Annotated in this window: 26 protein-coding genes and 1 tRNA gene; 14 read left to right on the top strand and 13 right to left on the bottom strand. The window is 71.1% G+C overall.

Annotated elements, in window-relative coordinates:
• Positions 1-205 precede the first annotated feature (205 nt).
• Together QSK30_RS01690 and QSK30_RS01695 are read right to left on the bottom strand one after the other, a co-directional pair.
• Complete coding sequence (locus QSK30_RS01690) at positions 206-445, bottom strand: hypothetical protein (protein WP_285498944.1); 240 nt, start codon at positions 443-445, stop codon at positions 206-208.
• Positions 446-1,344: 899 nt separating this feature from the next.
• Positions 1,345-1,851 carry an RICIN domain-containing protein gene (locus QSK30_RS01695; protein WP_285498945.1) on the bottom strand — a complete coding sequence of 169 codons (507 nt, stop codon included), beginning with the start codon at positions 1,849-1,851 and terminating at the stop codon, positions 1,345-1,347.
• Positions 1,852-2,202: 351 nt separating this feature from the next.
• Between QSK30_RS01695 and QSK30_RS01700 the strand changes: the two genes are divergently transcribed.
• Together QSK30_RS01700 and QSK30_RS01705 are read left to right on the top strand one after the other, a co-directional pair.
• The gene (locus QSK30_RS01700) at positions 2,203-2,517 is read left to right on the top strand and encodes a hypothetical protein (protein ID WP_285498946.1); all 315 of its coding nucleotides are present in this window, start codon (positions 2,203-2,205) and stop codon (positions 2,515-2,517) included.
• Positions 2,518-3,032: 515 nt separating this feature from the next.
• Positions 3,033-3,650 (top strand): hypothetical protein, encoded by a 618-nt coding sequence (locus QSK30_RS01705; RefSeq protein WP_285498947.1) that lies wholly within the window; start codon positions 3,033-3,035, stop codon positions 3,648-3,650.
• A gap of 101 nt (positions 3,651-3,751) precedes the next feature.
• Here QSK30_RS01705 and QSK30_RS01710 read toward each other — a convergent pair.
• Positions 3,752-3,825 (bottom strand) — tRNA-Leu (locus QSK30_RS01710).
• Between the two features lie 162 nt (positions 3,826-3,987).
• Between QSK30_RS01710 and QSK30_RS01715 the strand changes: the two genes are divergently transcribed.
• The gene (locus tag QSK30_RS01715) at positions 3,988-4,587 is read left to right on the top strand and encodes an ANTAR domain-containing response regulator (RefSeq protein WP_285498948.1); all 600 of its coding nucleotides are present in this window, start codon (positions 3,988-3,990) and stop codon (positions 4,585-4,587) included.
• 723 nt (positions 4,588-5,310) lie between these two features.
• Here QSK30_RS01715 and QSK30_RS01720 read toward each other — a convergent pair.
• Positions 5,311-7,089: an amino acid adenylation domain-containing protein gene (locus QSK30_RS01720; protein WP_285498949.1), complete on the bottom strand. Its 1,779-nt coding sequence runs from the start codon at positions 7,087-7,089 to the stop codon at positions 5,311-5,313.
• A 263-nt stretch (positions 7,090-7,352) separates the two neighbouring features.
• Here QSK30_RS01720 and QSK30_RS01725 point away from each other — a divergent pair, with 263 nt between their 5' ends.
• The 5 genes from QSK30_RS01725 (at position 7,353) to QSK30_RS01745 (ending at position 12,925) form a co-directional block, all read left to right on the top strand.
• Positions 7,353-8,585, top strand: a complete 1,233-nt coding sequence (locus QSK30_RS01725; protein WP_285498950.1) for a branched-chain amino acid ABC transporter substrate-binding protein — start codon at positions 7,353-7,355, stop codon at positions 8,583-8,585.
• Positions 8,586-8,662: 77 nt separating this feature from the next.
• Complete coding sequence (locus QSK30_RS01730; protein WP_285498951.1) at positions 8,663-9,592, top strand: branched-chain amino acid ABC transporter permease; 930 nt, start codon at positions 8,663-8,665, stop codon at positions 9,590-9,592.
• Positions 9,589-11,328, top strand: coding sequence for a branched-chain amino acid ABC transporter permease (locus QSK30_RS01735; RefSeq protein ID WP_285498952.1), 1,740 nt, complete (start codon positions 9,589-9,591; stop codon positions 11,326-11,328). The genes QSK30_RS01730 and QSK30_RS01735 overlap by 4 nt, the downstream gene beginning before the upstream one ends.
• Complete coding sequence (locus tag QSK30_RS01740; RefSeq protein ID WP_285498953.1) at positions 11,325-12,215, top strand: ABC transporter ATP-binding protein; 891 nt, start codon at positions 11,325-11,327, stop codon at positions 12,213-12,215. Before QSK30_RS01735 ends, QSK30_RS01740 begins: the two co-directional genes overlap by 4 nt.
• Positions 12,212-12,925 (top strand): ABC transporter ATP-binding protein, encoded by a 714-nt coding sequence (locus QSK30_RS01745; protein ID WP_285498954.1) that lies wholly within the window; start codon positions 12,212-12,214, stop codon positions 12,923-12,925. The genes QSK30_RS01740 and QSK30_RS01745 overlap by 4 nt, the downstream gene beginning before the upstream one ends.
• A 202-nt stretch (positions 12,926-13,127) precedes the next feature.
• Here QSK30_RS01745 and QSK30_RS01750 read toward each other — a convergent pair whose 3' ends face one another.
• Positions 13,128-13,562, bottom strand: a complete 435-nt coding sequence (locus QSK30_RS01750) for a hotdog fold thioesterase (protein ID WP_285498955.1) — start codon at positions 13,560-13,562, stop codon at positions 13,128-13,130.
• Between the two features lie 43 nt (positions 13,563-13,605).
• Here QSK30_RS01750 and polA point away from each other — a divergent pair, with 43 nt between their 5' ends.
• Positions 13,606-16,332 (top strand): DNA polymerase I, encoded by a 2,727-nt coding sequence (polA, locus tag QSK30_RS01755; protein WP_285498956.1) that lies wholly within the window; start codon positions 13,606-13,608, stop codon positions 16,330-16,332.
• A gap of 545 nt (positions 16,333-16,877) precedes the next feature.
• Here polA and QSK30_RS01760 read toward each other — a convergent pair.
• Positions 16,878-17,234, bottom strand: a complete 357-nt coding sequence (locus QSK30_RS01760; RefSeq protein ID WP_285498957.1) for a VOC family protein — start codon at positions 17,232-17,234, stop codon at positions 16,878-16,880.
• Between QSK30_RS01760 and QSK30_RS01765 the strand changes: the two genes are divergently transcribed.
• The 4 genes from QSK30_RS01765 to QSK30_RS01780 are packed head-to-tail and all read left to right on the top strand — an operon-like array spanning position 17,215 to position 19,466.
• Positions 17,215-17,757, top strand: coding sequence for a helix-turn-helix domain-containing protein (locus tag QSK30_RS01765; protein ID WP_352231538.1), 543 nt, complete (start codon positions 17,215-17,217; stop codon positions 17,755-17,757). The two genes, QSK30_RS01760 and QSK30_RS01765, sit on opposite strands and share 20 nt — an antisense overlap.
• A 46-nt stretch (positions 17,758-17,803) precedes the next feature.
• Complete coding sequence (locus QSK30_RS01770; protein WP_285498958.1) at positions 17,804-18,247, top strand: VOC family protein; 444 nt, start codon at positions 17,804-17,806, stop codon at positions 18,245-18,247.
• A 16-nt stretch (positions 18,248-18,263) separates the two neighbouring features.
• The gene (gene bluB / locus QSK30_RS01775) at positions 18,264-18,893 is read left to right on the top strand and encodes a 5,6-dimethylbenzimidazole synthase (protein WP_285498959.1); all 630 of its coding nucleotides are present in this window, start codon (positions 18,264-18,266) and stop codon (positions 18,891-18,893) included.
• Positions 18,894-18,938: 45 nt separating this feature from the next.
• Positions 18,939-19,466, top strand: coding sequence for a Rossmann-fold NAD(P)-binding domain-containing protein (locus tag QSK30_RS01780; protein ID WP_285498960.1), 528 nt, complete (start codon positions 18,939-18,941; stop codon positions 19,464-19,466).
• Between the two features lie 67 nt (positions 19,467-19,533).
• Here the strand turns inward: QSK30_RS01780 and QSK30_RS01785 are convergent, their stop codons facing one another.
• Genes QSK30_RS01785 through QSK30_RS01805 form a run of 5 tightly spaced genes read right to left on the bottom strand, consistent with a single transcriptional unit; the run spans position 19,534 to position 24,462 of the window.
• Positions 19,534-20,715, bottom strand: coding sequence for a WD40/YVTN/BNR-like repeat-containing protein (locus QSK30_RS01785; protein WP_285498961.1), 1,182 nt, complete (start codon positions 20,713-20,715; stop codon positions 19,534-19,536).
• Positions 20,708-21,202: a sigma-70 family RNA polymerase sigma factor gene (locus QSK30_RS01790; protein WP_285498962.1), complete on the bottom strand. Its 495-nt coding sequence runs from the start codon at positions 21,200-21,202 to the stop codon at positions 20,708-20,710. Before QSK30_RS01790 ends, QSK30_RS01785 begins: the two co-directional genes overlap by 8 nt.
• A gap of 58 nt (positions 21,203-21,260) precedes the next feature.
• The gene (locus QSK30_RS01795) at positions 21,261-21,863 is read right to left on the bottom strand and encodes a TetR/AcrR family transcriptional regulator (RefSeq protein ID WP_285498963.1); all 603 of its coding nucleotides are present in this window, start codon (positions 21,861-21,863) and stop codon (positions 21,261-21,263) included.
• Entirely contained in the window at positions 21,860-23,839 is a 1,980-nt protein-coding gene (locus QSK30_RS01800) for a YhgE/Pip domain-containing protein (protein WP_285498964.1), read from the bottom strand. The genes QSK30_RS01795 and QSK30_RS01800 overlap by 4 nt, the downstream gene beginning before the upstream one ends.
• The gene (locus QSK30_RS01805) at positions 23,836-24,462 is read right to left on the bottom strand and encodes an ABC transporter ATP-binding protein (RefSeq protein ID WP_285498965.1); all 627 of its coding nucleotides are present in this window, start codon (positions 24,460-24,462) and stop codon (positions 23,836-23,838) included. The genes QSK30_RS01800 and QSK30_RS01805 overlap by 4 nt, the downstream gene beginning before the upstream one ends.
• A 179-nt stretch (positions 24,463-24,641) precedes the next feature.
• Between QSK30_RS01805 and QSK30_RS01810 the strand changes: the two genes are divergently transcribed.
• Entirely contained in the window at positions 24,642-24,932 is a 291-nt protein-coding gene (locus QSK30_RS01810) for a hypothetical protein (RefSeq protein ID WP_285498966.1), read from the top strand.
• Positions 24,933-24,951: 19 nt separating this feature from the next.
• Here the strand turns inward: QSK30_RS01810 and QSK30_RS01815 are convergent, their stop codons facing one another.
• Together QSK30_RS01815 and QSK30_RS01820 are read right to left on the bottom strand one after the other, a co-directional pair.
• Complete coding sequence (locus QSK30_RS01815) at positions 24,952-25,872, bottom strand: GNAT family N-acetyltransferase (RefSeq protein WP_285498967.1); 921 nt, start codon at positions 25,870-25,872, stop codon at positions 24,952-24,954.
• On the bottom strand, positions 25,869-26,693 hold the full coding sequence (locus QSK30_RS01820; protein WP_285498968.1) for a class I SAM-dependent methyltransferase: 825 nt from the start codon (positions 26,691-26,693) through the stop codon (positions 25,869-25,871). The genes QSK30_RS01815 and QSK30_RS01820 overlap by 4 nt, the downstream gene beginning before the upstream one ends.
• Positions 26,694-26,703: the final 10 nt, after the last annotated feature.

The following is a 26,703-nucleotide window of genomic DNA, read 5'->3' on the forward strand; positions in this document are numbered from 1 at the left end:
CCATCGACCACGGTGAACGGTCGATCGAGCTGTACCGGCGGACCCCGGTCACCGATCGGTACCTGGCCGACGCCCTGGACACCGTGGCACGCTCCCTGGTGGGCACCTCGTCCGGGCCCGAGCCCTGCTGGAGGAGGCGATCACCCTGCTCGACGCGGCAGGCGACCCGCGCGCACAAGAGTTGCACGCCCGGACGGCGCGCTGCTCACCGACAGGTAGGGCAATGGGGGAGCGAGGTGTCGGGGCCCGGCAGGAACTCGGTCGCCAGGGTGACCAGGTTCAGGGTGACCACGCGGTTGTCCGGCAGCGCGGGCGAGCCGGTGATCAGGCTGACGGTCCAGTGCGTGGCGAACGCGCTCGTGACACCGGCGCTCGCGGCGTTGGACGTCCTCGGCAGGGCCATCCCAAGCCTGGCCGCCACTCCGGCGAGGACCGCGCGATTCACCTCGCGCCCACCCCGCCGGGCGGGCTGGACCGGAGCCTTCGGCGGGACTGGCGGCGGCGGTGGGGGGATCGGCGGTCGCGGGCCGGGGTTCGACCGCGGCGGAGGCGGGCAGCTGCTCGGTGGCTGTTGCGTCCGTCCGTGGTCGTGTTCTCGTCTCGCGCAGGGTGTGCTCTCGGGTCAGGGGTTCCAGTGCGGAACGATCCGCCCCGGACCTGAGCGCCTTCCAGGCCTGTGTCCCCGCTGTGCGACCGGTCCACCCCGGTCGGCGGAGTCACCTGGCCCGTCATCCCGTCCAGCCCGGTCCCTGGTCAGCGAACCGGGTGATGGATGACAAGCCCAGTGCCGAGCGGCGACGTCTGGCTATCGGGTGCGCCGGGCTTGCCGTCCTCGTCCCAACGTCAGTGGCCCTGTGTGGTGATCACGGTCAGTCACCGTCACGCTTCAACCGCGCCGGCCTCGGTCTGGTCATGATCGTCGCTCCAGCCCGGCCTGGCCGCCGTCCTGGGCGGACCCCGGTCACCGGCGCGCCCCTGCTCGGGCGGCTCGGCCAGGTGGATCACCCGCGCCTGCCGGCGGTGCCTGCGGGCGCTGTGGGTGCTGGGGACGCGCCACGGCGGTTGCCGCGTGCTCGCCGGCTGATCGGCCGATCATTTGCGCCAGGGCAAAGAGAGTCATCCATTCCCGGTTTTCTCTCTTCGTCACATATCGCAGACCGGAGACAAGACCCCCGAACGGGGGTCATCGGCGAACCATGACCCCCGAACGGGGGTCATTAGAATTGTGACCCCCGTTCGGGGGTCATCAGAAATACAAAGACCCCCGAACGGGGGTCAAGGTCGCGTGGGAATCGGCGAATGGGGCGCGCGGGCCCGCCATCGACATGGCGGGCCCGCGACGGATCAGACGTTGAGCTGCCACCGCTGGGAGTAGGCGATACCGCAGGTGTACTGGAAGGTCTTGCTCTTGTAGGCGTAGCTGCTGATGGTCAGGCACTTGCCGCTGTGCAGGGCGCGCAGCTGGCCGGAGGCGGGGTCGAAGCTCCACATCTGGTTGGCCGAGGACGGCCCGCACACGTACTGCTCGACCGGGGCGAAGTCGTTGAGGTCGTTGCGCGGCACGTCCGCGCAGCTGCCGCTCGCCACGTTGACCAGCTGGCCGTAGCCGGGGACGGAGCTCGGGCGGTAGATCCACTGCTGGTTGGTGCCGCCGTTGCAGTAGTAGATCTGGACCGCGACGTGGTTGTCGGTGGTCCCCCGGGGGATGTCGAGGCACATGGCGCCCGCGGGGGTGCTGATCGAGCGGTACGGCGTGTCGGCCGACGCGGTGGACGCCGAGACGACCATCGCCGCGGGGATCACCGCGGCCGCGGCGGCGGTGGCGAACAGCCTTTTGACGAGCGAGCGCATGGAGCTCCTTCGTGGGTTTTCAGCGGGTACCCGACAAGGAATATCAGGCCGCTCGGAAAAATCGGTAGGATGATCCTGGAAGGTCACTCGAATTTCGTAGTGGGACAACCTGGGTGGGGTAATCAGGCGCTACCGGTCAGGCGAACGGGCGGGGTTTGGAAATTCGCCCGCAACCAGCGCGTAACGGGCGAGAGAGCGCTGATTTTCGGCGTCGGGGTGCGGCAGACAGGGGATCACGCGCCAAGACGACCACCGATCGGGCTCGCGTGGTGTTCCCTGGGGGTTCGTCGACACCCTCGGGGAGAAGGCGAACCGCACGCACACCGCGGTGATCCTCCCGCCGTCCTGACCTTGGTCGGCACCAGTCAGGCCGGGGCGACCAGGCCGTCGCAGATCGCCGTCACGCCCGACCCGGTCGCCACACACGCGGCGGTGACGGTGGACATCTACTGCTTGCGCCCCGCAGAGGCGCCTCCGCTCGCGCCCACCGCCACCTCGCCCGGCTTCGCCACTTCGATCACGCTGCGTGAGGCGGGCGACGGTAGCACCGGTGGCCGAGCCTTCCGCAGGACCGGCACCGGTCCCGCTACCGCGACACCGGGCCGCTACGCGGTGACCTACGACTGCTGGCGCTGGGTCGTCCGCGCGGAGTTCGTCGTCTCCTAGTGCAGCAGGGCGACCAGTTGGGCCACGGCCGGTCCTCGACGGCCTGGTCCAGCGCAGTGGTGAGGCGCGCGTAGGCAGGCTCGGCCGAGCGCCTGCGCTCCCGCCCGTGCTCGGTGATCATCGAGCAGATGCCGCGCCGGTCGTCGGCGCACAGTGGGCGATACCTTCCCGCTGCCGCGGAGCCAGCTTGTCGGGCCTGTCCGGACACCGACCTCATGCGCCGGCAGCAACCTGCACCGCTGGCCGGTCCGAGCTGCGCGAGATGACCCACCCTGCAAATGCCAGGCAGCGCCGGACTCTGGCGCCATCCCGCCGCCGAGACCAACCGCGTGGTCGACCCCGCAGGTCGGCGCTCGTCCCCCGAGTTGGCTGGGACGTGGCACAACAGCGCTGGTTCCCTCTCCGTCGCCTGCACAGCGGCCATGCGCTGCCGTGCTGGCTCGCGCCGCCTGCGTGTTAGGGCAGGACCCGCGTGCCACGCGTACCAATCGGTTCCGCGGGCGGGTGGTCTGCGAGTGCGGTCGCAGCATGACCGGCAACCCGCGCAACGGGGTCACCTACTACCGCTGTCATCCGGGAACAACAACAGGGGCAGGCCGGACAAGTACGAAGGGCACCCGGCCACGGTCTACATGCGCGAGGACCTGATCATCAACGCTGTGCACAGTTTCGTCGCGGAGCGGGTGTTCGGACAGCAGCGACGCCAAGGGTTCCTGCGCCACCTCCCGCAGATCGACGACAGCGCCCAGCGTGATCGGCACGATCAGCTGCTGCGCAGCAAACTTGCCGACATCACCCGCAAGCAGGACAACTCCCTGCGCCAAGCCGAGGACGCAGACCCCCGAGACCCGTTCACCCAAGGTCTGCGGCAGCGCTACAACGACCTGGACACCGAACGCCAAGCCCTACGCGGCAGCATCGTCCAACTTGACGCGCGCGAGCGACAAGAGCCCGCCCGACCCGGTGTCAACCAAGTGACCTTGCTCGACGCGCTGCCCCATCTGGCGAGCACCCTGACCGGCGCACCAGAGGAGCTGCTCGACCGATTGTTCGATCTGACCACCTCACGGTCCGGGGCCACCACGCCACCAACGAAGCCACCCTCAAGATCACCCTGCCAGCCGACGACCTGAGCGCCATCTCCGAACTCGCACACAGCGCGGACACCGCATAGGTCAGCCACGCGGGCGAGTGTCAGGAGTCAGCAGGCCAGGACGAGTGTGCGTCCTGTACGTGCCCCCGGTGCGATTCGAACGCACACTGGACGGGTTTTGAGTCCGTTGCCTCTGCCGGTTGGGCTACGGGGGCGTCGGCCGGAGACTCTACGCGATCAGGTTTGGGGGGTGTTCGGAAGGTGTCAGGCTGTTGGGTGATGTCAGCGCGATCACGTTGTGGTGGTCCGTGGTCGCCCGCGGTGCGGCGGTAGTCTGCAGGCTCCGCTTTGCCGCCGCTACCGACAGGAGGACCCCGGTGACCGAACTGGCTGCCGAGGCCCAGCCCACCCCGCGCCGTGTGCTGGTGGCTGAGGACGAGGCGTTGATCCGGCTGGACCTGGTCGAGATGCTGCGCGAAGAGGGCTACGAGGTCGCGGGCGAGGCGGGCGACGGCGAGGAGGCCGTGCGGCTCGCCGGGGAGTTGCGACCCGACCTGGTGATCCTCGACGTCAAGATGCCCAAGATGGACGGCATCGACGCCGCCACGAGTATCGCGGGGGAGCGGATCGCGCCGGTGGTGATGTTGACCGCGTTCAGCCAGCGGGACCTGGTGGAGCGGGCCCGGGATGCGGGGGCGATGGCCTACCTGGTCAAGCCGTTCGCCAAGCACGACCTGGTGCCCGCCATCGAGTTGGCGGTCAGCCGCTTCGCCGAGCTGCAGGCCCTGGAGAACGAGGTCGCCGGACTCACCGACCGCCTGGAGACCCGCAAGGTGATCGAGCGGGCCAAGGGCCTGCTGATGGCCAAGCAGGGCCTCAGCGAACCGGAGGCGTTCCGGTGGATCCAGCGGACCGCCATGGACCGGCGCACCACGATGAAGGCCGTCGCCGAGGCGGTCGTGGACAACATCACCTGACTCGGGGACCGTCGAGCGCCACCGGCGGGCGACCTGCTGGCCCCTGAGCCCCGAGGATGGCGCCGGTGGGGCAGGTCTGACTGATCTGTGGCCGCACACGGCGACTCCGACTTGCGAACAGTTGCGTACCGAGTCGCGCTCGCGGGTCGTCCCGCGAGGACGGCATCCGTGTGACGAGCCGCGCCGAGTGCACTCGGTTGGACAAGACGTACAGATCGCGGCACGTTACTTCGACGCGCGCTGAGAGCGTGTACGCGTCGCCCTGTGCGGACAGCAGCACGGCGTAGCGGCCCTTGCTCGACAAGAAGCGCCGACGGTACTCGCGGTCTTCACGCCAGGACGGCATCTGCGTGACGTCCTGCGCGGAGGGCACTTTCGTGTCGACTCGCGTGGACGAGACGTGCGGGTCGCGGCTCGTTCGGGGGACGCGTAGTGGTGAGGGCGTGCGCGTCGTCTTGTGCGGACATCAGTGCGGGAGTGGCGACCCTTTGCTCGACGAGTGCGCCGACGGTACTTGCGGGTCGCCACGCATGTATCGCACCTGCGTGGCGACCCGCGCGGGCAAGAATGGGCAGACCGCAACACTCTTGCGCGACTGCACGTGCGTGTCGACCTGTGCGGACGACAACGCGCAGATGGCAACACCTGTGCGACGCACCGCGTTGACAGCTCCTGCGCGCCGACAACCGCGTGCGTGACGCGAACGACCGGCCCGTGGGATCCCTACTCGATTGTGAACGGGGTCAGGGTCGATGACTGGCTGCCCGCCACCCCGAACACCCGTGTCTCCGCCGCGTGCGGTCCCATCGGCAGCGCGCCGAGTCCGAAGGTGTATCGCCCGCCTGCCGCCCCTGCTGTCGGTAGGCCCGCCGCCAACCTGCCGTCCAGCCACACTTGGAATCCCTGCACCCCCTCCAATCCGCCCGTATCCCACTGCGCCGCCGTGCCGTTCAACGTCACCGTTAGTACTAACCGCGCGCCCGCCGTAAGTCGGGGCGCTCCACTTGAGTCGCTAAGAGACGTTGTCGCCACCGGTAGTGCGTCCGCCTCCGGCCGCGTTCGTGCCGCCCCCGACGGCCGCACGTCGACCGCGCCCCCAGACGTGATCTCCAGGTAGCTCTCCTGCACGAGCGCCCCCGCGCCCGCTCCCGGTGCCCGCACCACGAACGGGGTCAGCGACTCGGGCCCCGATGGCCCCAACAGCCCGGCTGGTATGTCAGCCAGCACCGTCACGACTCCCACCGCGCCGGGTACCGCCTGTCGGGCCACGAGGAGGTCCGTCCCCAACTGCACCCGCACCGCCTCGAGGTCCATGCCGGGGGAGGTGGCCATCGTGATCACCACCCGAGCCGCTGTGGCGCCTGTCAGGGGGCGTCGCACGATCCCTGCCGAGGGGGCCACGGCCGACGGCTCCAGCACCTGTCGGGTCGCCAGGTTGACGGGGGACTCCACGACTCGCGGCGCCGCGGTGCGTGGTCCGCTGAAGCCCGCCGCCGCCAGGTGCACGCGGGAACGTCGCCCCTCCGGTCCGCGCATCCCGATCAGCACCGACGCTTCCCGCCACCTCGGCCCGCCCGGTGCCGACACCACCACCCGACCGTCCTGCAGCAGGGTCACCCCATCGCGGGTCACCCTCAGTTCCACCAGGTGCAACGAACCCGCGCCGCGAATGGGGGCGGGTGCTGTCACGGTCCTGTCCCCGGTGATCCGTGCCCCCGCGTCGTCCAGCACCGCTCGCACCGCGCCCGGCGGGGGAGTGGGGCTCAGCCGGTCGGCCGGGCCCGGGACCAGTTCCAGCGTCAGCCGCCCGCCCGGTCCCGCCGCGTCGGTCGACACCGCGACCCGACCGTCCTGTGTGGAGTCCTCCGGCAGTCGCATCGGTTGGCGGGCGCGGAGTACGGCCTCGTCGGACCCACACCCCAGGTCGATCGGCAGTCCCACCTCACCGGGTGACCGCGCGCCGAGGTCCACGCACCCCCGGTAGCCGGAGAGGTGCCAGGACGACTCGATCGTGTTGTTCGGGAAGTCGTCGAGCAAACCGGTCAGGCCTGCCCGCCACGACGTGTCGCCCGGGCCCGGGACCACCGACACCGCTACCGGTTCGGACGTCCGCCCGTAGGCGTCGACCGCGCGGACCTCCACCCGGTAGGCGCGCCCGTCGGTCAGGCCGCTGATCTCGGTGTCCGCCGTTGCCACCAGCCTGCGGCCGCCGTCCCAGCGGACCTCGTAGCCCGCCGCCCGGTCCACCGCCGCCCACGACACCCTCGCCCGCCCCGGCGAGCCCGCTGCGGCGATGTCACGCGGAGTACTGGGCGCGGCGCCCGGCCGCGGTGCCACGACGTCGGGCGCGGCGTAGCGGATCACCCGTTCCGGGCGGGAAACCGGGGGAGGTAACGGCTCCGCCGACTGCGGTGCGTCATCTGACACCCGCAGCACCGCGACCGCCAGTCCCAGCAGGACGGCGCCCAACACCCAGGCCAGCACTCTTTTGTGGTGGCGCACTCACGAAACCCTAGGCGCACCCGTGACTCAAGGTGACAACTCGTTGTGAAGTCGAGACCCCGCGCGCCTTCCGATTCCGCACCCGATGTCCGGAGTGCGAACACACCCGCTCACTTTCGTTGCAGTCTGGTCACGAGGGCCCCAGGTGCGTGACTCCATCGCATTCGGTCACTACGTTCCGGCGCAACCCTCCAACAGGTATGAGGGCGAGGTTCGGCGTGCTTACACGCATCGTCCGGACGTAAGCGGAGAAGGGACATCACGTGCGAAACCAGACGGTGAAGGCCGCGGTCCTGGTCGCCGGTGCGTTGTTGCTCGCAGCATGTGGCACCAACAAGACCGAATCGGGTGGTGCCACCTCGGGGAACGGCGGATCCTGCGACCAGAGCAAGGGCACCCTGATCATCGGCGTCATCGCGCCGCAGTCGGGCGGTCTGTCCGCGTTGGGCCTGGGCATCAAGAACTCCGCTCAGCTCGCGGCCGACCAGGCGAACGAGAAGTGCGCCGTCAAGGGCTACAAGCTCGCGGTCCAGACCGAGGACGACCAGGCCACCGCGCAGGTCGGCGCCCAGGCGGCGACCCGCCTGTCCTCCAACGCCAACGTGGTCGGCGTGGTGGGCACGCTCAACTCGTCGGTCGCGCAGAGCGTGCAGCCGATCCTGAAGAACAAGAGCATCGTTCAGGTCTCGCCTGCGAACACGAACCCGTCGCTGACCCGCGGCGCCGACTACGGCACCGCCCCCAAGCGGCAGTTCGACAACTACTTCCGCGTCTGCGCCACCGACGACAACCAGGGCCCCTACGCGGCCAAGTACCTGGTCGGCAAGGCGGGCAAGAAGAACATCGCGATCATCACCGACGGCAAGACCTACGGTGAGGGCCTCGCGGCGGAGTTCAAGAAGCAGGCCGAGAAGGACGGCGCGAAGATCGCCGCCACCGCCAAGGTCGGCGAGCGCGACACCGACTTCTCCACCGTCATCGGCACCATCACCGGCTCGCAGCCGGACGCGGTGTACTACGGCGGCGAGTACCCGCAGGCGGGTCCGCTGTCCAAGCAGATGAAGGACGCCGGGCTCAACATCCCGGTCATGGGCGGCGACGGCATCTACGACCCGAAGTTCATCGAGCTGGGTGGCAAGGAGGGTGACCTCGCCACCTCGGTGGGTGCCCCGACCGAGACCCTGGACACCGCCAAGGCGTTCGTCGACGCCTACAAGGCCAAGGCATTCAAGGACGACTTCAGCGCGTACGGCGCCTTCTCCTACGACGCCGCGAACTCCATCATCGGCGCGCTGGCCAAGACCGTCGAGGGCGGCGACTGGAGCGACTCGAAGCGGGCCGACCTCATCAAGAACGTCCAGGCCTACTCCGGCCAGGGCGCGACCGGTGAGATCAAGTTCGACGAGTACGGCGACAGCACCAACAAGCTGCTGACCGTCTACAAGGTCTCCGGTGGCAAGTGGGTCGCCGACGAGACCGGCACCTACAGCGGCTGACCGAGTACTTCGGTCCATAGGACGGACGTGGCGGGGGTAGGCGCACCAGCCTGCCCCCGCCACTCTTGGAGGTAGACGTGGCCACGCTGCTACAGCAGCTGATTAACGGTCTTGTGCTGGGCGCAGCGATCGCCCTCATCGCGCTGGGCTACACGATGGTGTACGGCATCATCCAGCTGATCAACTTCGCCCACGGCGAGGTCTTCATGGTGGGCGGCTTCGCCTCGCTCGCCACCTATTCCTACGTCCTGCCGGACAGCTGGAAGAGCGACTGGTACCTCGCACTGCCGCTGATGGCGGTCGGTGGGGCCCTGGTCGCCGTGGTGCTGGCGGTGATCATGGAGCGGTTCGCCTACCGCCCGCTGCGCAACGCGCCGAGGCTGGCCCCGCTGATCACCGCGCTCGGTGTGTCGGTCGTGCTCAAGGAGGCCGTGCGCCTTTGGTACCCAGGGGCCACCGCCCCGGTGCCCTACCCGCGCGCGTTCGTCGACAAGCAGTTCAGCGTCGAGGCGTTCGGTGGTCGGATCACCATCGGCTCCACCGCGCTGCTCATGATCGCCGTGTCGCTGATCGGCGCGGTGGTCCTGCAGACCTACATCTCCCGCTCCCGGATGGGCCGGGCCATGCGCGCCACCGCGCAGGACCCGGACACCGCCCGGCTGATGGGGGTCAACCCCAACCGCACGATCGTGCTGACCTTCGCCATCGGTGCCGCGCTCGCGGGCATCGCGGGCGTGCTCTACGGCATCCACTACACCAATGTGGACACCGAGGTCGGCTTCCTCTACGGCATCTTCGCCTTCACCGCGGCCGTGCTCGGCGGCGTCGGCTCGATCAAGGGCGCGGTCATCGGCGGCTTCGCGATCGGCCTGATCAAGTCGCTGGCGGGCCAGTACCTGCCCGGTGGCACGTCCTACGACCTGGTGTGGATCTTCATCCTGCTGATCGTGGTGCTGGTCTTCCGGCCGCAGGGTCTGTTCGGCGAGCCGGAAAGGGTGCGCGCATGAGCCAGCTGAAGGACGTCCTCAAGCCCGGGCTGGCCCGGCCGCTGGCGGTCGGCGGCGGCGTGCTCGCCGTCATCGCCGCGCTGCTGCCCTGGGTGACCTACAAGTTCGCGCAGTACGGCGGTGACAACTACCCGGCAGCGGCGTCGCTGCAGTTCTTCGACGCGCCGTTCCAGCTGGAGGGCTACCGCCTGCACACGCTGATCCTGGGCGTGGTCGTCGTCGTGGTGGCCCTGGCGCCCGTCCCGGCCCGGCACCGCGTCCTGCGGGCCCTGGGCTGGGGCCTGGTCGCCGTCGGCGTCATCAACACGGTCTTCGCCGCGGTCGAGGGTGGCGGGCTCGGCGCGGTCACCGCCGCCGACGGCGCGATCGCCTTCGGCGGTTTCGCCTGCGTCGTCGCCGGTGTGCTGGCCATCCTGGCCGGGATCGCCGGTGGCATCGAGCACGTGCACGTCTGGCGCGCCAAGGTGGCCACCCCGGTGGCCTACCTGGTGCTGCTGGTCTCCTTCGTGGTGCTGCTGCTGCTCGTGGCGATGATGCTCAACGCGGGCGGCCAGGGCGGTGTCGGCAACCCGTACGCGGGCCCGATCTTCCTGTCCCTGCTGGGTTTCCTGGCCGGTGCGCTCGGCGCGCTGCACGGGGTCGGCCTCACCGGCTGGATCTCCAAGCTCTCCGACCAGCACAAGGTGTTCAGCGTCGCGGTGCTCGTGCTCTGCGCGCTGGCCCTGCCGTTCACCGAGGCGGGCACCGACTACTGGATGACCACCGCGGCCAACATCGGCATCTACGCCGCGACCGCGATCGGCCTGAACATCGTGGTGGGCCTGGCGGGCCTGCTCGACCTCGGGTACGTGGCCTTCCTGGGCATCGGCGCGTTCGTCGCGGCGAACTTCTCCGGTGCCGCGGCCGCCGCCTTCGGCGTCGAGCTGCCCTTCGTGCTCGCGGCGATCATCGCCGCGGTGGTGGCGGGCATCTTCGGCGCCATCGTCGGCTCGCCGACGCTGCGCGTGCGCGGTGACTACCTGGCGATCGTCACCCTCGCCTTCGGTGAGATCTTCAAGAAGGCCGCGCAGAACAACATCGGCGGTCTGACCGGCGGCGCCAACGCCATCCCGAACGTGCCGCCGATCAACTGGTTCGGCCAGTCGTTCGACAAGTCGCTCACCATCGGCAGCCTCGAGCTGCCCTCGGGGGTGCTCTACTACGTCCTCATCATCGTCCTGGTGGCCCTGGTGATGGTGGTGTTCGCGAACCTGAAGAACGCGCGCATCGGCCGGGCCTGGATCGCCATCCGCGAGGACGAGGACGCCGCGCGGGCGATGGGCATCAAGACCGGGCAGGCCAAGATCCTCGCCTTCCTGATCGGCGCGACGCTGGCGGGCCTGGCGGGCGCGGTGTTCGCGCACAAGACCTCCACCGTGGCCTACGACAGCTTTCAGTTCATCGAGTCGGTGACCCTGCTCGCCGCGGTCATCCTCGGTGGCATGGGGTCGATCCCGGGCGCGGTCCTGGGCGCGGCGCTGCTGCTGGTGCTGCCGGAGAAGCTGCGCGAGTTCTCCGACTACCGGCTGATGCTGTTCGGCCTGGCGCTGATCCTGATCATGCGGTTCCGGCCGCAGGGCCTGGTGCCCGACCGGCACCGCCGGGCCGAGTTGGCCGACGAGGGCGCGGAAGGCGTGCCGATCGAGGAGCTCAACGTGCACGACACCCCCGGCGGCAGCACGGCGGTGGCCCGATGACCGCCACCCCGGTGCTCTCCGCCAGCAACGTCTCGATGGTCTTCGGTGGCCTGACCGCGCTCTCCGAGGTCAGCCTCCAGCTGCACGAGGGCCAGATCCTCGGGCTGATCGGGCCCAACGGCGCGGGCAAGACCACGTTCTTCAACTGCCTCACCGGGCTCTACACCCCGACCAGGGGCACGGTCACCCTGCGCGGGCGCACGCTGCCCAGCGACCCGGCGGCGGTCACCGTCGCCGGGATCGCCCGCACGTTCCAGAACATCCGCCTGTTCCCCAGCATGACCGCGCTGGAGAACGTCATGGTGGGACGGCACTCGCGGATGAAGCAGGGGCCGCTGGCCTCGCTGTTCCACGGGCCCGCCTACCGCAAGGGCGAGGCGGACGCGCGCGCGCGCAGCCTGGAGCTGCTGGACTTCGTCGGCCTGACCGGTCTGGACGACGAGTTGGCCCGCAACCTGCCCTACGGCGACCAGCGCCGCCTGGAGATCGCCCGCGCGCTGGCGACCGACCCGGCGGTGCTGCTGCTCGACGAGCCGACCGCGGGGATGAACCCGCAGGAGACCGAGGCGGCCCGGCAGCTGATCTTCGCGATCCGCGAGACCGGCGTGGCCGTGGTGGTCATCGAGCACGACACGAAGTTCATCTTCTCGCTGTGCGACCACGTCTCGGTCCTGGTGCAGGGCCAGCTGCTGGTCGAGGGCGCCCCCGAGGTGGTCCGCGGCGACCCGCGGGTCATCGAGGCCTACCTGGGCAAGCCGCCGGACGAGGTCGAGGCCGAGGTCCGGCAGTATGCCGAGGAGGCGGGCAGGCCCTCGGCGGCGGAGTCGACGATGGTGATCCCGCCGGTCCGCGAGCGCGACGGCGGCAGTGAGGGAGGCAACCGGTGACCGCACTGCTGGAGGTGCAGAACCTCAGCGTGGCCTACGGCGCGATCGAGGCGGTGCGCGATGTGTCCTTCGCCGTGGAGCAGGGCCAGATCGTCAGCCTGATCGGCAGCAACGGCGCGGGCAAGACCACCACGCTGCGCACCATCTCGGGCCTGATCCGGCCCAAGTCCGGCCGGATCCTGTTCGAGGGCAAGCCGATCGGCGACCTGGCCGCGCACAGCATCCTCGAGCGCGGGGTCGCGCACTGCCCCGAGGGCCGCAGGCTCTTCGGCCGGATGACGGTCGAGGAGAACCTGCAGCTGGGCGCCTACGTCCGCAAGGACGAGGGGGTGGCCAAGGACATGGAGCGGGTCTACGAGCTGTTCCCGGTGCTGGGCCAGCGCAAGCAGCAGAAGGCGGGCCTGTTCTCCGGCGGTGAGCAGCAGATGCTGGCCATCGGCCGGGCGATGATGTCCAAGCCGCGGCTGCTCATGCTCGACGAGCCCTCGATGGGCCTCTCGCCGATCATGACCCAGCTGATCTTCGACACCATCCGCGAGCTCCAGTCGCAGGGCACCACGATCCTGCTGGTGGAGCAGAACGCGCTGGCCGCGCTGGCGCTGTCCGACCGCGGTTACGTGGTCGACCTGGGCCGCACGACGCTCGAGGGGCCCGGCCACGAGCTGCTGGCCGACGAACGCGTCCGCGCCGCTTACCTGGGCGAGGACTAGAAGTTCACTAGATCGTGTGGGCCGCTCCTGGGTTCGGGGGCGGCCCACACGGCCGTTCCACCCCTGCCCCACCTTGCCGCCGGGGGCCACCCGGTACAGCCCTGGTCCCAGGTCATGGGTGAACGTGCCGGGGGATCACCTGCCCGCCCGACTTGGGCGATGGCGTGAATCCGACTGTCCACTGTGTGCGGCGCGCGAGTCCCTACTGCTTGTCCCCGGGAGCTCGGTCCAGCGCCACGCAGGTCAACCGCGCCGTGCAGGTGCGCTTGTCGTTCTCGTCGGTGATCACGATCTCGAACGTCGACGTGCTCCGGCCCAGGTGCAGCGGCGTGCAGACAGCCGTCACGATGCCCGCGCGTGCCGCGCGGTGGTGGGTGCAGGACAGTTCCAGGCCGACCACCAGCTTGCCCTCGGGCGCGTTCAACCCCGCCGCCACCGAGCCCAGCGTCTCGGCCAGCACCGCGTTCGCGCCGCCGTGCAGCAGGCCGTACGGCTGCAGGTTGCCCTTCACTGGCATGGTGCCCACCAGCCGCTTCGGGTCCCAGTCGGTGATCTCGATACCGAGTTTGTCCGGCAGGAACTGGTCGGCCACCTCGGGCCGCACGCCGGGCAGCCTGCTGGGGTCGATGCCGCTCATGGGTCCTCCGATGGGTGTCGGTGCCCCACCCTAGACTCGCACCGTGCCCGCCAAGACTGAGACTCCCGCCACGCCCACACCGACCCCTCGGCTGCTGTTGATCGACGGGCACTCGATGGCGTACCGGGCCTTCTTCGCGCTGCCCAAGGAGAACTTCCAGACCGGCACCGGCCAGCACACCAACGCCGTCTACGGCTTCACCTCGATGCTGATCAACCTGCTGCGCGACGAGGCGCCGACGCACCTGGCGGTCTGCTTCGACGTCTCCCGCAAGACCTTCCGCAGCGAGCAGTTCGCCGACTACAAGGCCAACCGCAGCGCCAGCCCGGACGAGTTCAAGGGCCAGGTCAGCCTGATCGAGGAGGTCCTCACCGCGCTGAACATCCAGAAGCTGGCGCTGGAGAACTTCGAGGCCGACGACCTGATCGCCACGCTGACCACGCAGGCCACCGCCGAGGGCTACCAGGTCGCGATCTGCACCGGCGACCGCGACGCGCTGCAGCTGGTCACCGACGAGGTCACCGTCCTCTACCCGGTCAAGGGCGTCTCCGAGCTGGCCCGGTTCACCCCCGAGCTGGTGCTGGCCAAGTACGGCGTCACGCCCACCCAGTACCCCGACTTCGCCGCCCTGCGCGGCGACCCCAGCGACAACCTGCCCAAGGTCCCCGGGGTCGGCGAGAAGACGATCACCAAGTGGATGCAGCAGTTCGGCTCGCTCGGCGAGCTGATCGACCGGGTGGACGAGGTCAAGGGCAAGATCGGCGAGTCGCTGCGCACCCACCTGTCCGCCGTGGTGCTCAACCGCCAGCTCACCGAGCTGGTCCGCGACGTGCCGCTGGGCGTGGCGCCCGAGGAGCTCGTCGTGCGCGACTGGGACCGCGACGCGGTGCACCGGCTCTTCGACGAGCTGGAGTTCCGCGTCCTGCGCGACCGGCTGTTCCAGACGCTGTCCACCGCCGAACCCGAGGCCGAGGAGGGCTTCGAGGTCACCGGCGGCGCGCTCGCCCCGGGTGAGCTGCCCGGCTGGCTGACCCGCCACGCGCCCAGGGGCACCCGGATCGGGCTGTCCTTCCGCGAGGTGCCGACCGGGGTGTCCGGCCAGGCCGTCGAGCTGCGCTCGGTCGCGCTGGCCACCGCCCAGGGCGAGGGCGTGTTCGTCGACGTCACCACCCTCTCCGAGGAGGACGAGACGGCGTTCCGGGCCTGGCTCGCCGACGCCGACTCGCCCAAGCTCGCCCACGACGTCAAGCGCTCCCTGCACGCCGTGCGCCACCGCGGCTGGGAGCTCGCCGGCCTGGCCACCGACACCGCGCTCGCGGCCTACCTGGTGCGCCCCGGCCAGCGCACCTTCACCCTCGACGACCTGGTGCTGCGCTACCTGCAGCGCGAGCTGCGGGTCGAGGACGGCGACGGCGAGCAGCAGCTGTCCCTGCTCGACGACGAGGGCGAGGACGACCGAAAGCTGGCCGCGGGGGAGATCCTGCGCGCCCGGGCCATCGCCGAGCTGGCCGACGCGCTGGACAAGGCCCTGGTCGAGACCGGCCAGGCCAAGCTGCTCACCGAGATGGAACTGCCGCTGCTGCGGGTGCTCGCCGACCTGGAGGCCGTCGGCATCGCGGTGGACACCGAGCGGCTGGAGGTCCTGGAGTCCGACTTCGCCACCCGCGTCCGCGACGCCGAGCGCGCCGCCTTCGACGTGATCGGCAAGGAGATCAACCTCGGCTCGCCCAAGCAGCTGCAGGTCGTGCTCTTCGACGAGCTCCAGATGCCCAAGACCAAGCGCACCAAGACCGGCTACACCACCGACGCCGAGGCCCTCACCACGCTGTTCGAGGTCACCCAGCACCCGTTCCTGGCGCACATGCTCGAACACCGCGACGCCACCCGGCTCCGGGTCACCGTCGAGGGCCTGATCAAGTCGGTCTCCGAGGACGGCCGCATCCACACCACGTTCAACCAGACCATCGCGGCCACCGGCAGGCTCTCCTCCACCGAGCCGAACCTGCAGAACATACCCATCCGCACCGAGGCGGGCCGCACGATCCGCGAGGCCTTCGTCGTCGGCAAGGACTACGCGGAACTGCTCACCGCCGACTACAGCCAGATCGAGATGCGCATCATGGCGCACCTCTCCGGCGACGAGGCCCTGATCGAGGCGTTCAACTCCGGCTTCGACTTCCACGCCGCCACCGCCGCCCGGGTCTTCACCGTCGAGCCGACCGCGGTCACCCAGGAACAGCGCGCCAAGATCAAGGCGATGAACTACGGCCTGGCCTACGGCCTCTCGGCGTACGGGCTGTCCCAGCAGCTCCGGATCACCACCGAGGAAGCCCGCGCCCTGATGGACGACTACTTCGAGGGCTTCGGCGGCGTACGGGACTACCTGCACGAGGTCGTCGCCCAGGCCCGCAAGGACGGCTACACCGAGACGCTGTTCGGCCGCAGGCGCTACCTGCCGGACCTGACCAGCGACAACCGCCAACGCCGCGAGATGGCCGAGCGAATGGCACTCAACGCCCCCATCCAGGGCACCGCCGCCGACATCATCAAGGTGGCCATGCTGGGTGTCCACAGTGAACTCAACGCCCAGTCCCTGCGCAGCCGCATGCTCCTGCAGGTCCACGACGAACTGGTCCTCGACATCGCCGACGGCGAACACGACCAGGTCGAGAACCTGGTCCGCACCCAGATGGCCGCCGCCTACCACCTCCGAGTCCCCCTGGACATCTCGGTCGGCTTCGGACACAGCTGGAACGCCGCCGCCCACTAACAGGCCATGGAGGAATGAGAGCGGGGGAGTGGGCGGTGCCCAGGCGAGGCCCGCGCGCGCCGCACCGGCTCAAGCGGCATTCCCCAGGCCGCACCCACCTCAAGTCGAGCCGTGCCAACCCAAGCAGGGTCCGCCCAAGCTGCACCCCTCAAGCTGCATCCACCGGAGCTGCATCCCTCAAGCCACGCCCACCCAAGCAGAGTCCCTCAAGCCACGCCCGCCCAGGCGGGATCCCTCAAGCCGCGCCCACCCGAGCCGTCCGTCTCCGGGTGTGCCGTTCCCGCTGGTACGCAACGCGCCTGACGCGTGTGCTGGATTGGGTGGAGTGTCTTTGTGTGGGGTGGGGGACCCTGCAAACTCTCTGTGGCGTGGGGATCTGTTCACCCCGCCCTTTGTTCCCCACGCAGGGTCCCTAGGGGCCCCACGCAAAGACACTCCACCCAATCCAGCCCCACCACTCACTCGCGTACACACGACGAGCGACCCCAGCAGCAACCCCAGAGCAGCAACCTCAAGCAGCAGCCCTAAAAGCAGCAAGCAGAGCCTCAGCCAGCAGGCTGCCACAGCTCCACGCGATTGCCCTCCGGATCAGTGACCCACCCGAACCGGCCCACGCCCTCGAAGTCCTGGGTCTCGGCCGCCACCTCAGCCCCAAGATCGCGCAGCTGCGCCAACATGGCGTCCAGGTCGCGCACCCGGAAGTTGAGCATGGTGCCCTGCGAGCGCGATCCGAAGTAGTCCGTGTCGGCCTCGAAGGCCGCGAACACAGTAGGCCCGGCCGCCTGCTGCCACAGGCCGTTCTCGTCGATGTCGAGGCCGAGGTTCTCCCGGTACCAGGTGCTCAGCGCCGCCGGATCCGCCGCGCGGAGGAAGTACCCACCGATGCCGACCACACGTTCCATGGCCGCGATCCTGCCAGGTCGGCACGTCGCCGGGACACCTGGTAGGCAGGAGCCGCACCCCAGGACACCGACCGAACACCGCACCCAGGACGGCCACGTGCGACGAGCGCAACGGACAGACGTCCTCATCCACCTCCGCAAGGCCCGCGACCTGATGGACGCCCGCTTCGCCGACCCGCTCACCCTCGACACCCTGGCCGCCGCCGCGGGTTTCTCGCGCTACCACTTCGCCCGCGAGTTCAAGGCCGCCTTCGGCGAACCGCCCGGTGCCTACCTCAGCAGGCGCCGCGTCGAGCGGGCCAAGGACCTGCTCGCCAACGCCAACCTCACCGTCACCGAGATCTGCGGGCTGGTCGGGTTCAGCAGCCTCGGCTCGTTCTCCACCCGCTTCACCGAGCTGGTCGGCTGCTCCCCGACCGACTACCGCGGCCGCGCCGAGCCCGCGATGGTGCCCGGCTGCTTCGTGATCGCGTGGACCAGGCCCGCAATCCAGGAGAAGCCCGCCGACCCCGGCGCGCCGTAGCGTCGGGCCGACACGAGTCGAGCAAACACGTTCGGAAGGGAACACCATGGGCATCGCCTTGACCCACACCACCGTCTGGGTCCTCGACCAGGACTCCGCCAAGGCCTTCTACACCGAGACCCTGGGCCTCGAGCTGCGCTCGGACGTCGAGATCGGCAAGGTCGTCGAGGGCGGTGCCGAGGGCATCCGCTGGCTCACGGTCGGCCCGGCCGGCGTGCCGGGCGCCGAGTTGATCCTGGCGCACCCGGCCATGGGGCACGACCCGGAGACCGCCGAGCAGATCCGCGCGCTGGTGGCCAAGGGCGCGCTCGGGCCCGGGGTGATGACCACTGAGGACTGCCACAAGTCCTACCGGGAGCTCAGCGAGCGCGGCGTGGTGTTCCTCAGCGAGCCCGCCGACCGTCCCTACGGGATCGAGGCGATGTTCCGCGACGACTCCGGGAACTGGTTCAGCCTCACACAGCACAAGGACTTCTACCCGGCCGGGTGAGCCATAGGCTGGCCCGGTGGACGTCTACGAGGTCATCGGCCGCCGCCGCGACGTGCGGGCCGAGTTCACCGGGGAGCCGGTCGACGAGGCCGCGCTGGGGCGGGTGCTGGCCGCCGCGCACGCCGCGCCCAGCGTCGGCATGTCGCAGCCGTGGGACTTCGTGCTGGTGCGCGACCCGGTCACCCGGGCCGCCTTCCACGGGCACGTGCTGGGCGAGCGGGCCCGCTTCGCCGCCGGGCTGAGCGGGGAGCGGGCCGCCACCTTCGACCGGATCAAGATCGACGGGATCCTGGAGTCCACCCTGTCGGTGGTGGTCACCTACGACCCCGACCGCGGTTCACCCGCGGTGCTGGGCAGGCACGCCATCGCCGACGCGGGCCTCTACTCGGTGTGCCTGGCCATCCAGAACCTCTGGCTGGCCGCCACCGCCGAGGGCCTGGGCGTCGGCTGGGTCAGCTTCTACCGGGAGGACTACCTGCGGTCCCTGCTGGGTATCCCGGCCTCGGTGCGTCCGGTCGCCTGGCTGTGCCTCGGCCCGGTCGGGCGGTTTCGGGAGGTGCCCGACCTGGAGCGGCACGGGTGGCGCGGCCGGATGCCGCTGGAGGACGTGGTCCACCACGAGCGCTACACCCCGAGAGATCTTTGAGGGCACGGTAGCCTGGGGGCTCCAGCTGATCCGGACGGAGGCAGCATGGCGGCGAAGCGGGCGTTGGTCCTGGGCGGCACGGGGATGTTGGCGGGGTGCACCGCCCGGCTCGTGGCCGACGGCTGGCACGTCGTCTTACCCAGCCGCCGCCACGCGCCACTGGCCACCGACCTGCCGACAGGCGCGGGACGCGCCCTCTGGGTCGAGGCCGACTGGTCCGACCCCGCCGCCCTGGCGGACCGGGCGGCACGCGCCCTCGGCGGGCCCGCCGACCTGCTGATCGCCTGGGTGCATGGCGACGCCCGGGTCCCCATGCTCACCGCGGTCGAGCCGCTGCTCGCCCCCGGTGCGCCGGTCGTCGAGGTGCACGGCACCCCCGACGGCACCGCCCCGGTGCTGCGCGACCACCCGACCCAGCACGTGGTGCTGGGTGTGGTCAGCTACGCGGGCCGGACCCGTTGGCTCACCGCCGAGGAGATCACCACCGGCGTCCTCGACGGTGTCCGCAGAGCCCTCAACGGCCGGACCCCCGCCGTCCAGCACCTCGGCGAGGGCCGCGCCCGGGCCTCGTGACCGCCGGGGAGGCCCCGCCGGGCTTCCCCAGCCCCAACAACCGAGCAACCCCAACAGGTACGGACCCTCAGCCGGCGCGCACGTCCTGCCACCCGATCCCGTCGGCGGACAGCCGGGCCTGCCTGGTCTGGCCCGGGATGGTGGCCAGGTACCCCGACCGGGTCCACCGCACGGAGTCGATCTCCGGCCCGGCGGCGTCCGGCGCGAAGTCCGGCATCCCCGGGGACCACCGGAACCGCCGGCCCGCGTGGGTGACCGCCAGCAGCGAGCCGTCCCGCCCGACCACCAGCGGCCCCGCGGTCGGGGTGTCCGGGACCGTCCCGAGCCTGGTCCAGCTCCGGCCGTCGTCATTCGAGCGCTGGACGTAGGACGGTCCGGTGCGCATCCGCAGCACCGCGTACATCGTGGAACCCCAGCCGGACACCTCGACCCCGCTGACCACCCCCGGGACCGGGGCCAACTCCGCGGTCTCCCAGGTCGCGCCGTTGTCGCGGGTCACCGACGTCACCCAGGTCGTGCTGCCCGGCAGCGTGCCGCTGATCCACCAGTTCCCGTCGCCCGCCGGTACCCGCTGCGCGGAGATGTCGTACAGGTTGGGCTGCCCGGTCAGGAACCGGCGCTCGCCCGAACCGAGGTCGGTGACCGTCACCCGCGTGACGCAGGCCTCGAGCTCGTGGCCCACGCAGCGCGCCTCGAGGACCGTGCCCGGCTGGATCCGCGGCTGCGAACCCTTGATCTGCGCGGCGACCTCGGACCAGGTGCGGCCGCTGTCGGTGCTGAAGAACCGCCTCGGCAGGGTCGTGAGCGACATGCTGTCCGCCACCAGGAGATCACCCCGCAGCGGGGTCACCACCGGGCGGTAGTCGGTGGTGGCCTCCCGATCGCGCACCGGCGTCGGCCTGGCCTCCCAGGTCTTCCCGTCCGGTGCCGCCCGCAAGTCCATCTGACATCGCGGTGCCAGGCACTGCAGGCGCAGCGCGTACAGGCGTGGGGCGTCGCCGACCGCGATCTGGTAGGTCTCCTCGACCCACATCGGGCTTCGGTCGCCGACCGGCGCCACCGCGGGCACCCGCAGGATCGGGACCGTCGCGGTGGCCGCGACCACGACGAGGACCGTCGCGAGCTGCACCCGTCGCCGGGTTCGCCGGGCTCGCGCGCGACCGAGCACCACGTCCAGGTCCGGCTGCGACACCGCCGCCCCGAGCCACTCGCGCAGCCCGCTCAACCGGTGGTCCAACTGCTCAGGCACGGTCCACCTCCGCGGTCCGGATGTCGAGCCGCTCGGCCAGGCACTGCCGAGCGCGGGAGAGCCGGGACTTGACCGTGCCGGGCGCGATGCCGAGCAGCTCGGCGATCTCGGCCACCGGCAGGTCGGCGAGGTAGTGCAGCACCACCACCGACCGCTGGTCGACCGGCAGACCGCGGATCGCGTCGTGCAGGTCGGCGTACTCGCCCGCGGCGGCCACCAGGCCGAGCGCCGGTTCGCGGAACATGATCCGGTCGAGCATCGCCCGCCGCTTGGCCCGCCTGCGGGCCGCGTTCACCGCGACCGTGCGCAGCCACGCCTCCGGGCTGTCCGCCGCGGCGAGCGTCGACCGCTTGCGGTACCCGACCGCGAACGCCTCTTGCGCGACCTCCTCCGCCTCGCCGAGGTCACCCAGCACGGCGTAAGCGGACAGCACCAGCCGCCGGTACCCGGACCGGTACAGCTGCTCGAACCACTCCTGCTCGGACACCAGGCGCTACCTCCCCACCACCAAGAGGCACGAGCGGCGCCGCGGGTTCCCGGTGGATCTACGCCGTACCGCGCAGCCCGCGCACCAGCGCCAGCACCGACTCCCTGACCTCGTCGCGGGTCTGGTCGGGGGCGAAGACCTGCCAGTCGAGCGCGACCACCAGCACCGTGCCGAACAGCGCCGCGGCGGCGGTCTTCACCCGCACGCCCTCGGGCAGCTGCCCCGCGTCGGCCAACCGCTGCAGCTGCGCGCGGATGATCGCGGTGACCTGCTCGCGCAGCAGCGTGAGCGTCTGCTGCCACTGCCCCGGGGTCCGCCACAGCTCGCTGACCAGCAGCTGGGCGAAGGTCGGGTAGTCGGCGAAGAACGCCAGCATGCCGTCGACCAGCAGGGACAGCGTGTCAGCGGGCTCGACCGCGCCGTCAGCCGCGCGCAGCCGGTCGGCGAGCAGGTCGACGCCGTAGCGCAGCAGCGCGTCGATCAGGCCGTCCTTGCTGCCGAAGTTGTAGTAGACGGTGCCCTTGGCGACCCCGGCCTCGGCGGCGATCTCGTCGACGGTCAGCCCGACCATGCCGCGGCTGCCCGCCAGCCGCAGGGTCGCGTCGAACAGCTTCCGCTGGGTCGCGCCCCGCCGGGCCTGCTGGGGTCTGGCGGGTTTCACAGCACCAGCTCCGGCTTGAGCCGCGCGGCGGTCCACACCCGCTGCCTGCGCGCGGCGATCGTCGACACCACGAGCCCTCCGATCAGGTAGGCGACCAACACCCCGACGTCCACGCCCAGACCGGACAGCGGCCCGCCGTAGAGCAGGTGCCGCAGACCGTCGACCACGTAACCCATCGGCAGGACCTTGTGCAGCGGGATCAGCGCGTCCGGCAGCGTCTGCCACGGGAACGTGCCGCCCGCGCTGATCAACTGCAGGATCAGCACGACCAGCGCGACGAACTTACCGACCGGGCCGAGGAACGCGTTGAGCGCGTGCACCACCGAGACGAACGCCAGCGAGGTCAGCGCGAGGAACGCCACCGTCGCCAGCGGTCGGGCCGGGTGGATGCCGATCAGCGTGGTCACCGCCGCGTACATGATCACCACCTGGGCCACGCCGAGCGCCGCCGGGGTCAGCCAGCCCGCCAGCGCGGTGCGCACGGCCGGGTGCCCGGCCGCCAACGCCCGCGCCGACAGCGGGCGGACCAGCAGGAACAGCACGAACGCGCCGATCCAGGTGGCCAGGCCGAGGAAGAACGGGGCCAGCCCGGCGCCGTAGCTGCCCGCGCTGTTCTCCCCGACGGTGCGCACCGACACCGGGTCGCCGATGGCCTGCGCGGTCGCGTCCCGGGTGGCGTCGTCGGGGTGCGGGATCTGGTCGAGACCGGAGACCAGACCGTCGCGGAGCCGCACCGTGCCGTCGGCCAGGGTCTTGGTGCCTGCCGCCAGCTTGTCGGTCCCCTCCACCGCTGTCCGCTCGCCGTCGCGCAACTGGGCGGCGCCGTCGCGCAGCTGCACGGCACCGGCCGCCAGTTGGCGCGAGCCGTCGGCGGCCTTGGCGATGCCGTCGGTGAGCGCGGGCGTGGCCGCGGCCAGCGTGCTCGCGCCGTCGGCGACCTTGTCGGCACCGTCGGCGAGCGTGCGCAGCTGGGTGGAAGCGTTCTGCACCTTGGTGTTGGCCTGGTCGACGGGGGCCCGCAGGGCGCGCAGGTCGGCCATGATCTGGGTGATCCGTTCCTCCGGGACGCCAGTTTGGCGCAGCTTGGCCAAGATCTCCGCGTCGATGTCGCCGAGCTTGGCGACCACGTCCTGCGCGGCCCCCGCGACCACCTCGCCGGTCTTGGCCACCTGCTCGTTCCCGTCGGCCACCTGCCGGGCGCCGTCGGCGAGCTGGGCGGTCTGCGCCGGAAGGGACTTCGTCTTGTCCTTCAACGTGCCCAGGCCGGTCGCCAGCTCGTTGGCGCCGGAGACGGCGGTCGAGGTCCCGTCGGCGAGCCGGGTGGCACCGTCGAGCAGCTTGCGCTGACCGTCGGCCAGCTGCGCGGCTCCCGAGTTCGCCTGGCCCGCGCCGTCGGCGAGTTTCGTCGCGCCGTCGGCGGCCTCGCGCGTGCGCTCGTAGACGGTGCCGAAACCGACCAGGAACTTCTCCGCCGCGTCCGTGCCGACCTCGGCCGCCACCGACTTGCGCACCTCGCTGACCACCCGGTCGGCGATCGTGCCCACGAGGTAGTTGTTGGCGTCGTTGGTGGTCACCGTGATCATCCCCTGGCGCGGTGCGAACTCCGCCGAGGACGCCAGCGCCTGCGAGAAGTCCGCGGGCAGTGTCATCGAGAAGGTGTACTGGCCGGTGCGCACACCCGCCTCCGCGGCCGCGGCGTCGACCTCGTGCCAGTCGAACGCGCCCGAGCCGCGCAGGTTGTCGGCGACCTTGTGGCCCGCGTCGAGCCGGCTGCCGTCGGCCAGGGTGGTGCCGGTGTCGGCCACGACGAGCGCGGCCGGGATCTTGTCCAGCCGGTCGTAGGGGTCGGCGTTGGCGTAGAGGTAGAGCGAGCCGTAGAGCAGCGGCACCAGCACCAGGGCCAGCACGGCGAGCTTGGGCAGGGTGCCGGAGCTGATCCGGCGGAACTCGTTGCGGGCCAGGCGCAGGACGCTCACGACAGGGACTCCAGGGGTGCGGGCTGGTCCGACTCGCCGAGCCGGGCCGGGGTCAGGGGGAGCCGCAGCGCGGTGGCGGTGCCGCACAGGACGACGACCGCGTGGCCGTCGCGCGCCTGGGCCAGGGCGGTGTCCCACCAGTCGGCCGGGTCGCCGGTGTGCCGGTCGGGGGTGTCCAGGACGAGCAGCTCGGTGCCGGGCCGGGTGGCCGCCAGCCCCACCAGCAGCGCCACCCGCTGGGCGGGGGCGACGGCCTCGAACCGGGTGTCCGGGACCAGCCCGTGCCGGTCGAGCACCGCCTTGACCGCCGACCGCCCGGCGGGCGCGCCCGCGAGGGCCAGCTCCTCGGCGACCACGTCGGCCACCCGCAGGCTCGGCTCGGGCTCGGTGACCGCGGGCGCGTCGACCAGCACGGCGTGCGCGCGCAGGTCGGCGGCGGGCGGGCTGACGGCCCCCGCCGACGGGGTGATGCGGCCGGTGATCGCCAGCCCGAAAGCGGTGTGGCCGTCGTTGGGCTCGCCCGCGACGATCGCGAGCTCACCCGGGCGCACCCGCAGCGACGTCGCCGCCAGCAGGGGACCGTGGGCCCCGGTCACCGCGACCCGGTCCGCGTGGACGTCCATGCCGCCTCCTTTGAACTGACTGGTCAGTTCAAATAGTGCGCTCGATCGGCGGGGACCGCAAGCGGACCCGGAGTGATCCGCGTGACCCGATCGGGTGAAGACCGGACGGAAGCGGACCAACGGGTGGAAGCCGGTGGAAACCGGGGGAACCGGACCTCGGAGGGGGTCATCTGAGCCGCATGCCAAGACAGCTGAAGCTCCTCATCGGCGGCGTCGTGTGCGCTGTCCTGCCCTACTTCCTCTTCATCGGCGCGAGCCAGACGGTCACCGTCAACGGCAGGGTGACCGTCGACCAGCAGTTGAACGTCCTCGGTGTCATCGCGGGCCTGGGGGCCATCGCCATCGCCTGGTCCATGGCGATGAAGTGGGAGACCGAGGCGGACAAGGCGCCGAAGTGGCGGATCGCCGCGGTGGTCATCGGACTCGCGGGCGCTGTCCAGGTGGTCTACAGCCTCGGTCTGCTCGGCTGACGCCGAGCGCCCGGCCGCCTCAGCGCAGGGCGCCAGCCGGGCGGACTTCCCACACTGTCCACAGTGGCCGGTAGCCCTGGCGGGCCCAGAACACGGGGGAGAGCGGGTTCGGCGGGTTGTAGTAGAGGAACGCGCCCGCCGTGCCCGGCACCAGCAGTTCCCGGTGCGCCTGGGCCATCAGCGCCCGACCCACCCCTGAACCACGCGCCTCGGGCAGCACCGACAGGCAGTTCACATACGCCCAGCGCCCGTGCGGCACCCGTGTCTCGGCCCAGGAACCCGGTGTCGAGGTGGTGTGCCAGCCCTCCACGTGCCCCACCGGCACCCCGTCCCGCTCGGCCACCCACATCGGGTCGGCCTGGGCCAGGTGCGCGCGGAGCGTCTCGCGTTTGATCCGTTCCGCCCCCGGGCGGGGGACCGCGCCACCCACCTGGGAGGAGTAGCGCACCTCGGCCATCGCCGAGTCCACCAGGACATCGAGGTCCCCGGCCACCGCGCGGCGCACCCGGACCCCGGTTTCCGGCGCGGTCTGCTCGGCCAGGCCCGTCCGAACGGCCAGCACCGCCAGCGGCACGAAACCGTGCGCCAGCAACGCCCCGGTCGACTCCGCGTCCCGGCTCGGCCAGTTGACCACGCACGCGGAGTCGAGGCCGGGGGACATCCGGGCGAGCACCGACGGCCACCGCCGCAGCAGCGCCGCCATCCCGGACCCGCCCGCGGCGCCCAGCAGCGGGTGCAGCTCCCAGACCTCGCTCGCCGACCAGAGCGTCTGCGGGGTGCCGGGGGTGAGCACGGTCCGGCACAGCACCCCCGCCACCCGCCTGCCGTCGGGCAGCGCCGCGGTCAGCGTGTCGCCGGGGGGTGGTTCGACCGCCGCGGGCAGCAGCGGGTCCAGCCCGGCGAACCGGGCCGACTGCGCGTGCAGCAGCGGAGCGGTCATCGGCGACAGCGGAAGATCGCGGTCCCGGGGAACAGCTCGCCGCGCAGCGGGCTCCACTGGCCCCACTGCTGGGTGTGCCCCTCGGGCCACTCCGGCTCCAGCAGGTCGAACAGCTCGAACCCGGCCGCGTTCAGGGCGCGCACGTAGTCGCCCATGGTCCGGTGGTGCTCGACGTAGGTGGGCGTGCCCGCGGCGTCGACCTCCACGTACGGGGTCCGGTCGAAGTAGGAGCCGGTCACCCGCAGCCCGTCCGGGCCGGGGTCGTCGGGGAAGATCCAGCGCATCGGGTGGGTCACCGCGAAGGTCCAGGTGCCGCCCGGGCGCAGCACCCGGGCCACCTCGGTGAAGACCGCGCCGACGTCGGCCACGAACGGCACCGCGCCGAAGGCCGAGCAGGCGAGGTCGAACGACCCGGTCGCGAACGGCAGCCGCTCGGCGTTGGCCCGCACCAGCGGCACGTGCGTGCCGGTGGCCAGGTTCGCCGCCGCGGCGTAGCGCAGCATCCCCGAGGACAGGTCCAGCCCGACCACGCGGGCCCCCTGGTCGGCGAGCCAGCGCGCGCACGGCGCCGACCCGCAGCCCACCTCCAGGATGGTGCGCCCGGCGACGTCGCCGAGCAGCCCCGCGTCCGACTCGCGCAGCGACTCCGGGCACCACACGAAGTCGCTGACGCCGAGGAAGTCGCCGTGCTCGCGGTGGTAGTCGTCGGCGTCGGCGTCCCACCAGGCGATGTTGGCCGCCACCGACTCCCGCGACCCGACCGCGCGGCGGGCGACGCCGGTGGTCCCCAGACTGAGCTCGGCGCTGGTGTTGCTCGACACCGGGCCATCC

This window comes from Actinokineospora sp. NBRC 105648, from assembly GCF_030269645.1.
GTDB lineage: Bacteria > Actinomycetota > Actinomycetes > Mycobacteriales > Pseudonocardiaceae > Actinokineospora.

What these genes read in the sequence shown, in the direction of transcription:
- QSK30_RS01695 (WP_285498945.1), bottom strand. Translation starts at nt 1,851, where the DNA reads ATGCGCTCGCTCGTCAAAAGGCTGTTCGCCACCGCCGCCGCGGCCGCG.
- QSK30_RS01735 (WP_285498952.1), top strand. Translation starts at nt 9,589, where the DNA reads ATGAGCCAGCTGAAGGACGTCCTCAAGCCCGGGCTGGCCCGGCCGCTG.
- QSK30_RS01740 (WP_285498953.1), top strand. Translation starts at nt 11,325, where the DNA reads ATGACCGCCACCCCGGTGCTCTCCGCCAGCAACGTCTCGATGGTCTTC.
- QSK30_RS01750 (WP_285498955.1), bottom strand. Translation starts at nt 13,562, where the DNA reads ATGAGCGGCATCGACCCCAGCAGGCTGCCCGGCGTGCGGCCCGAGGTG.
- QSK30_RS01765 (WP_352231538.1), top strand. Translation starts at nt 17,215, where the DNA reads ATGCCGACCACACGTTCCATGGCCGCGATCCTGCCAGGTCGGCACGTC.
- QSK30_RS01760 (WP_285498957.1), bottom strand. Translation starts at nt 17,234, where the DNA reads ATGGAACGTGTGGTCGGCATCGGTGGGTACTTCCTCCGCGCGGCGGAT.
- QSK30_RS01770 (WP_285498958.1), top strand. Translation starts at nt 17,804, where the DNA reads ATGGGCATCGCCTTGACCCACACCACCGTCTGGGTCCTCGACCAGGAC.
- QSK30_RS01780 (WP_285498960.1), top strand. Translation starts at nt 18,939, where the DNA reads ATGGCGGCGAAGCGGGCGTTGGTCCTGGGCGGCACGGGGATGTTGGCG.
- QSK30_RS01805 (WP_285498965.1), bottom strand. Translation starts at nt 24,462, where the DNA reads ATGGACGTCCACGCGGACCGGGTCGCGGTGACCGGGGCCCACGGTCCC.
- QSK30_RS01810 (WP_285498966.1), top strand. Translation starts at nt 24,642, where the DNA reads ATGCCAAGACAGCTGAAGCTCCTCATCGGCGGCGTCGTGTGCGCTGTC.
- QSK30_RS01815 (WP_285498967.1), bottom strand. Translation starts at nt 25,872, where the DNA reads ATGACCGCTCCGCTGCTGCACGCGCAGTCGGCCCGGTTCGCCGGGCTG.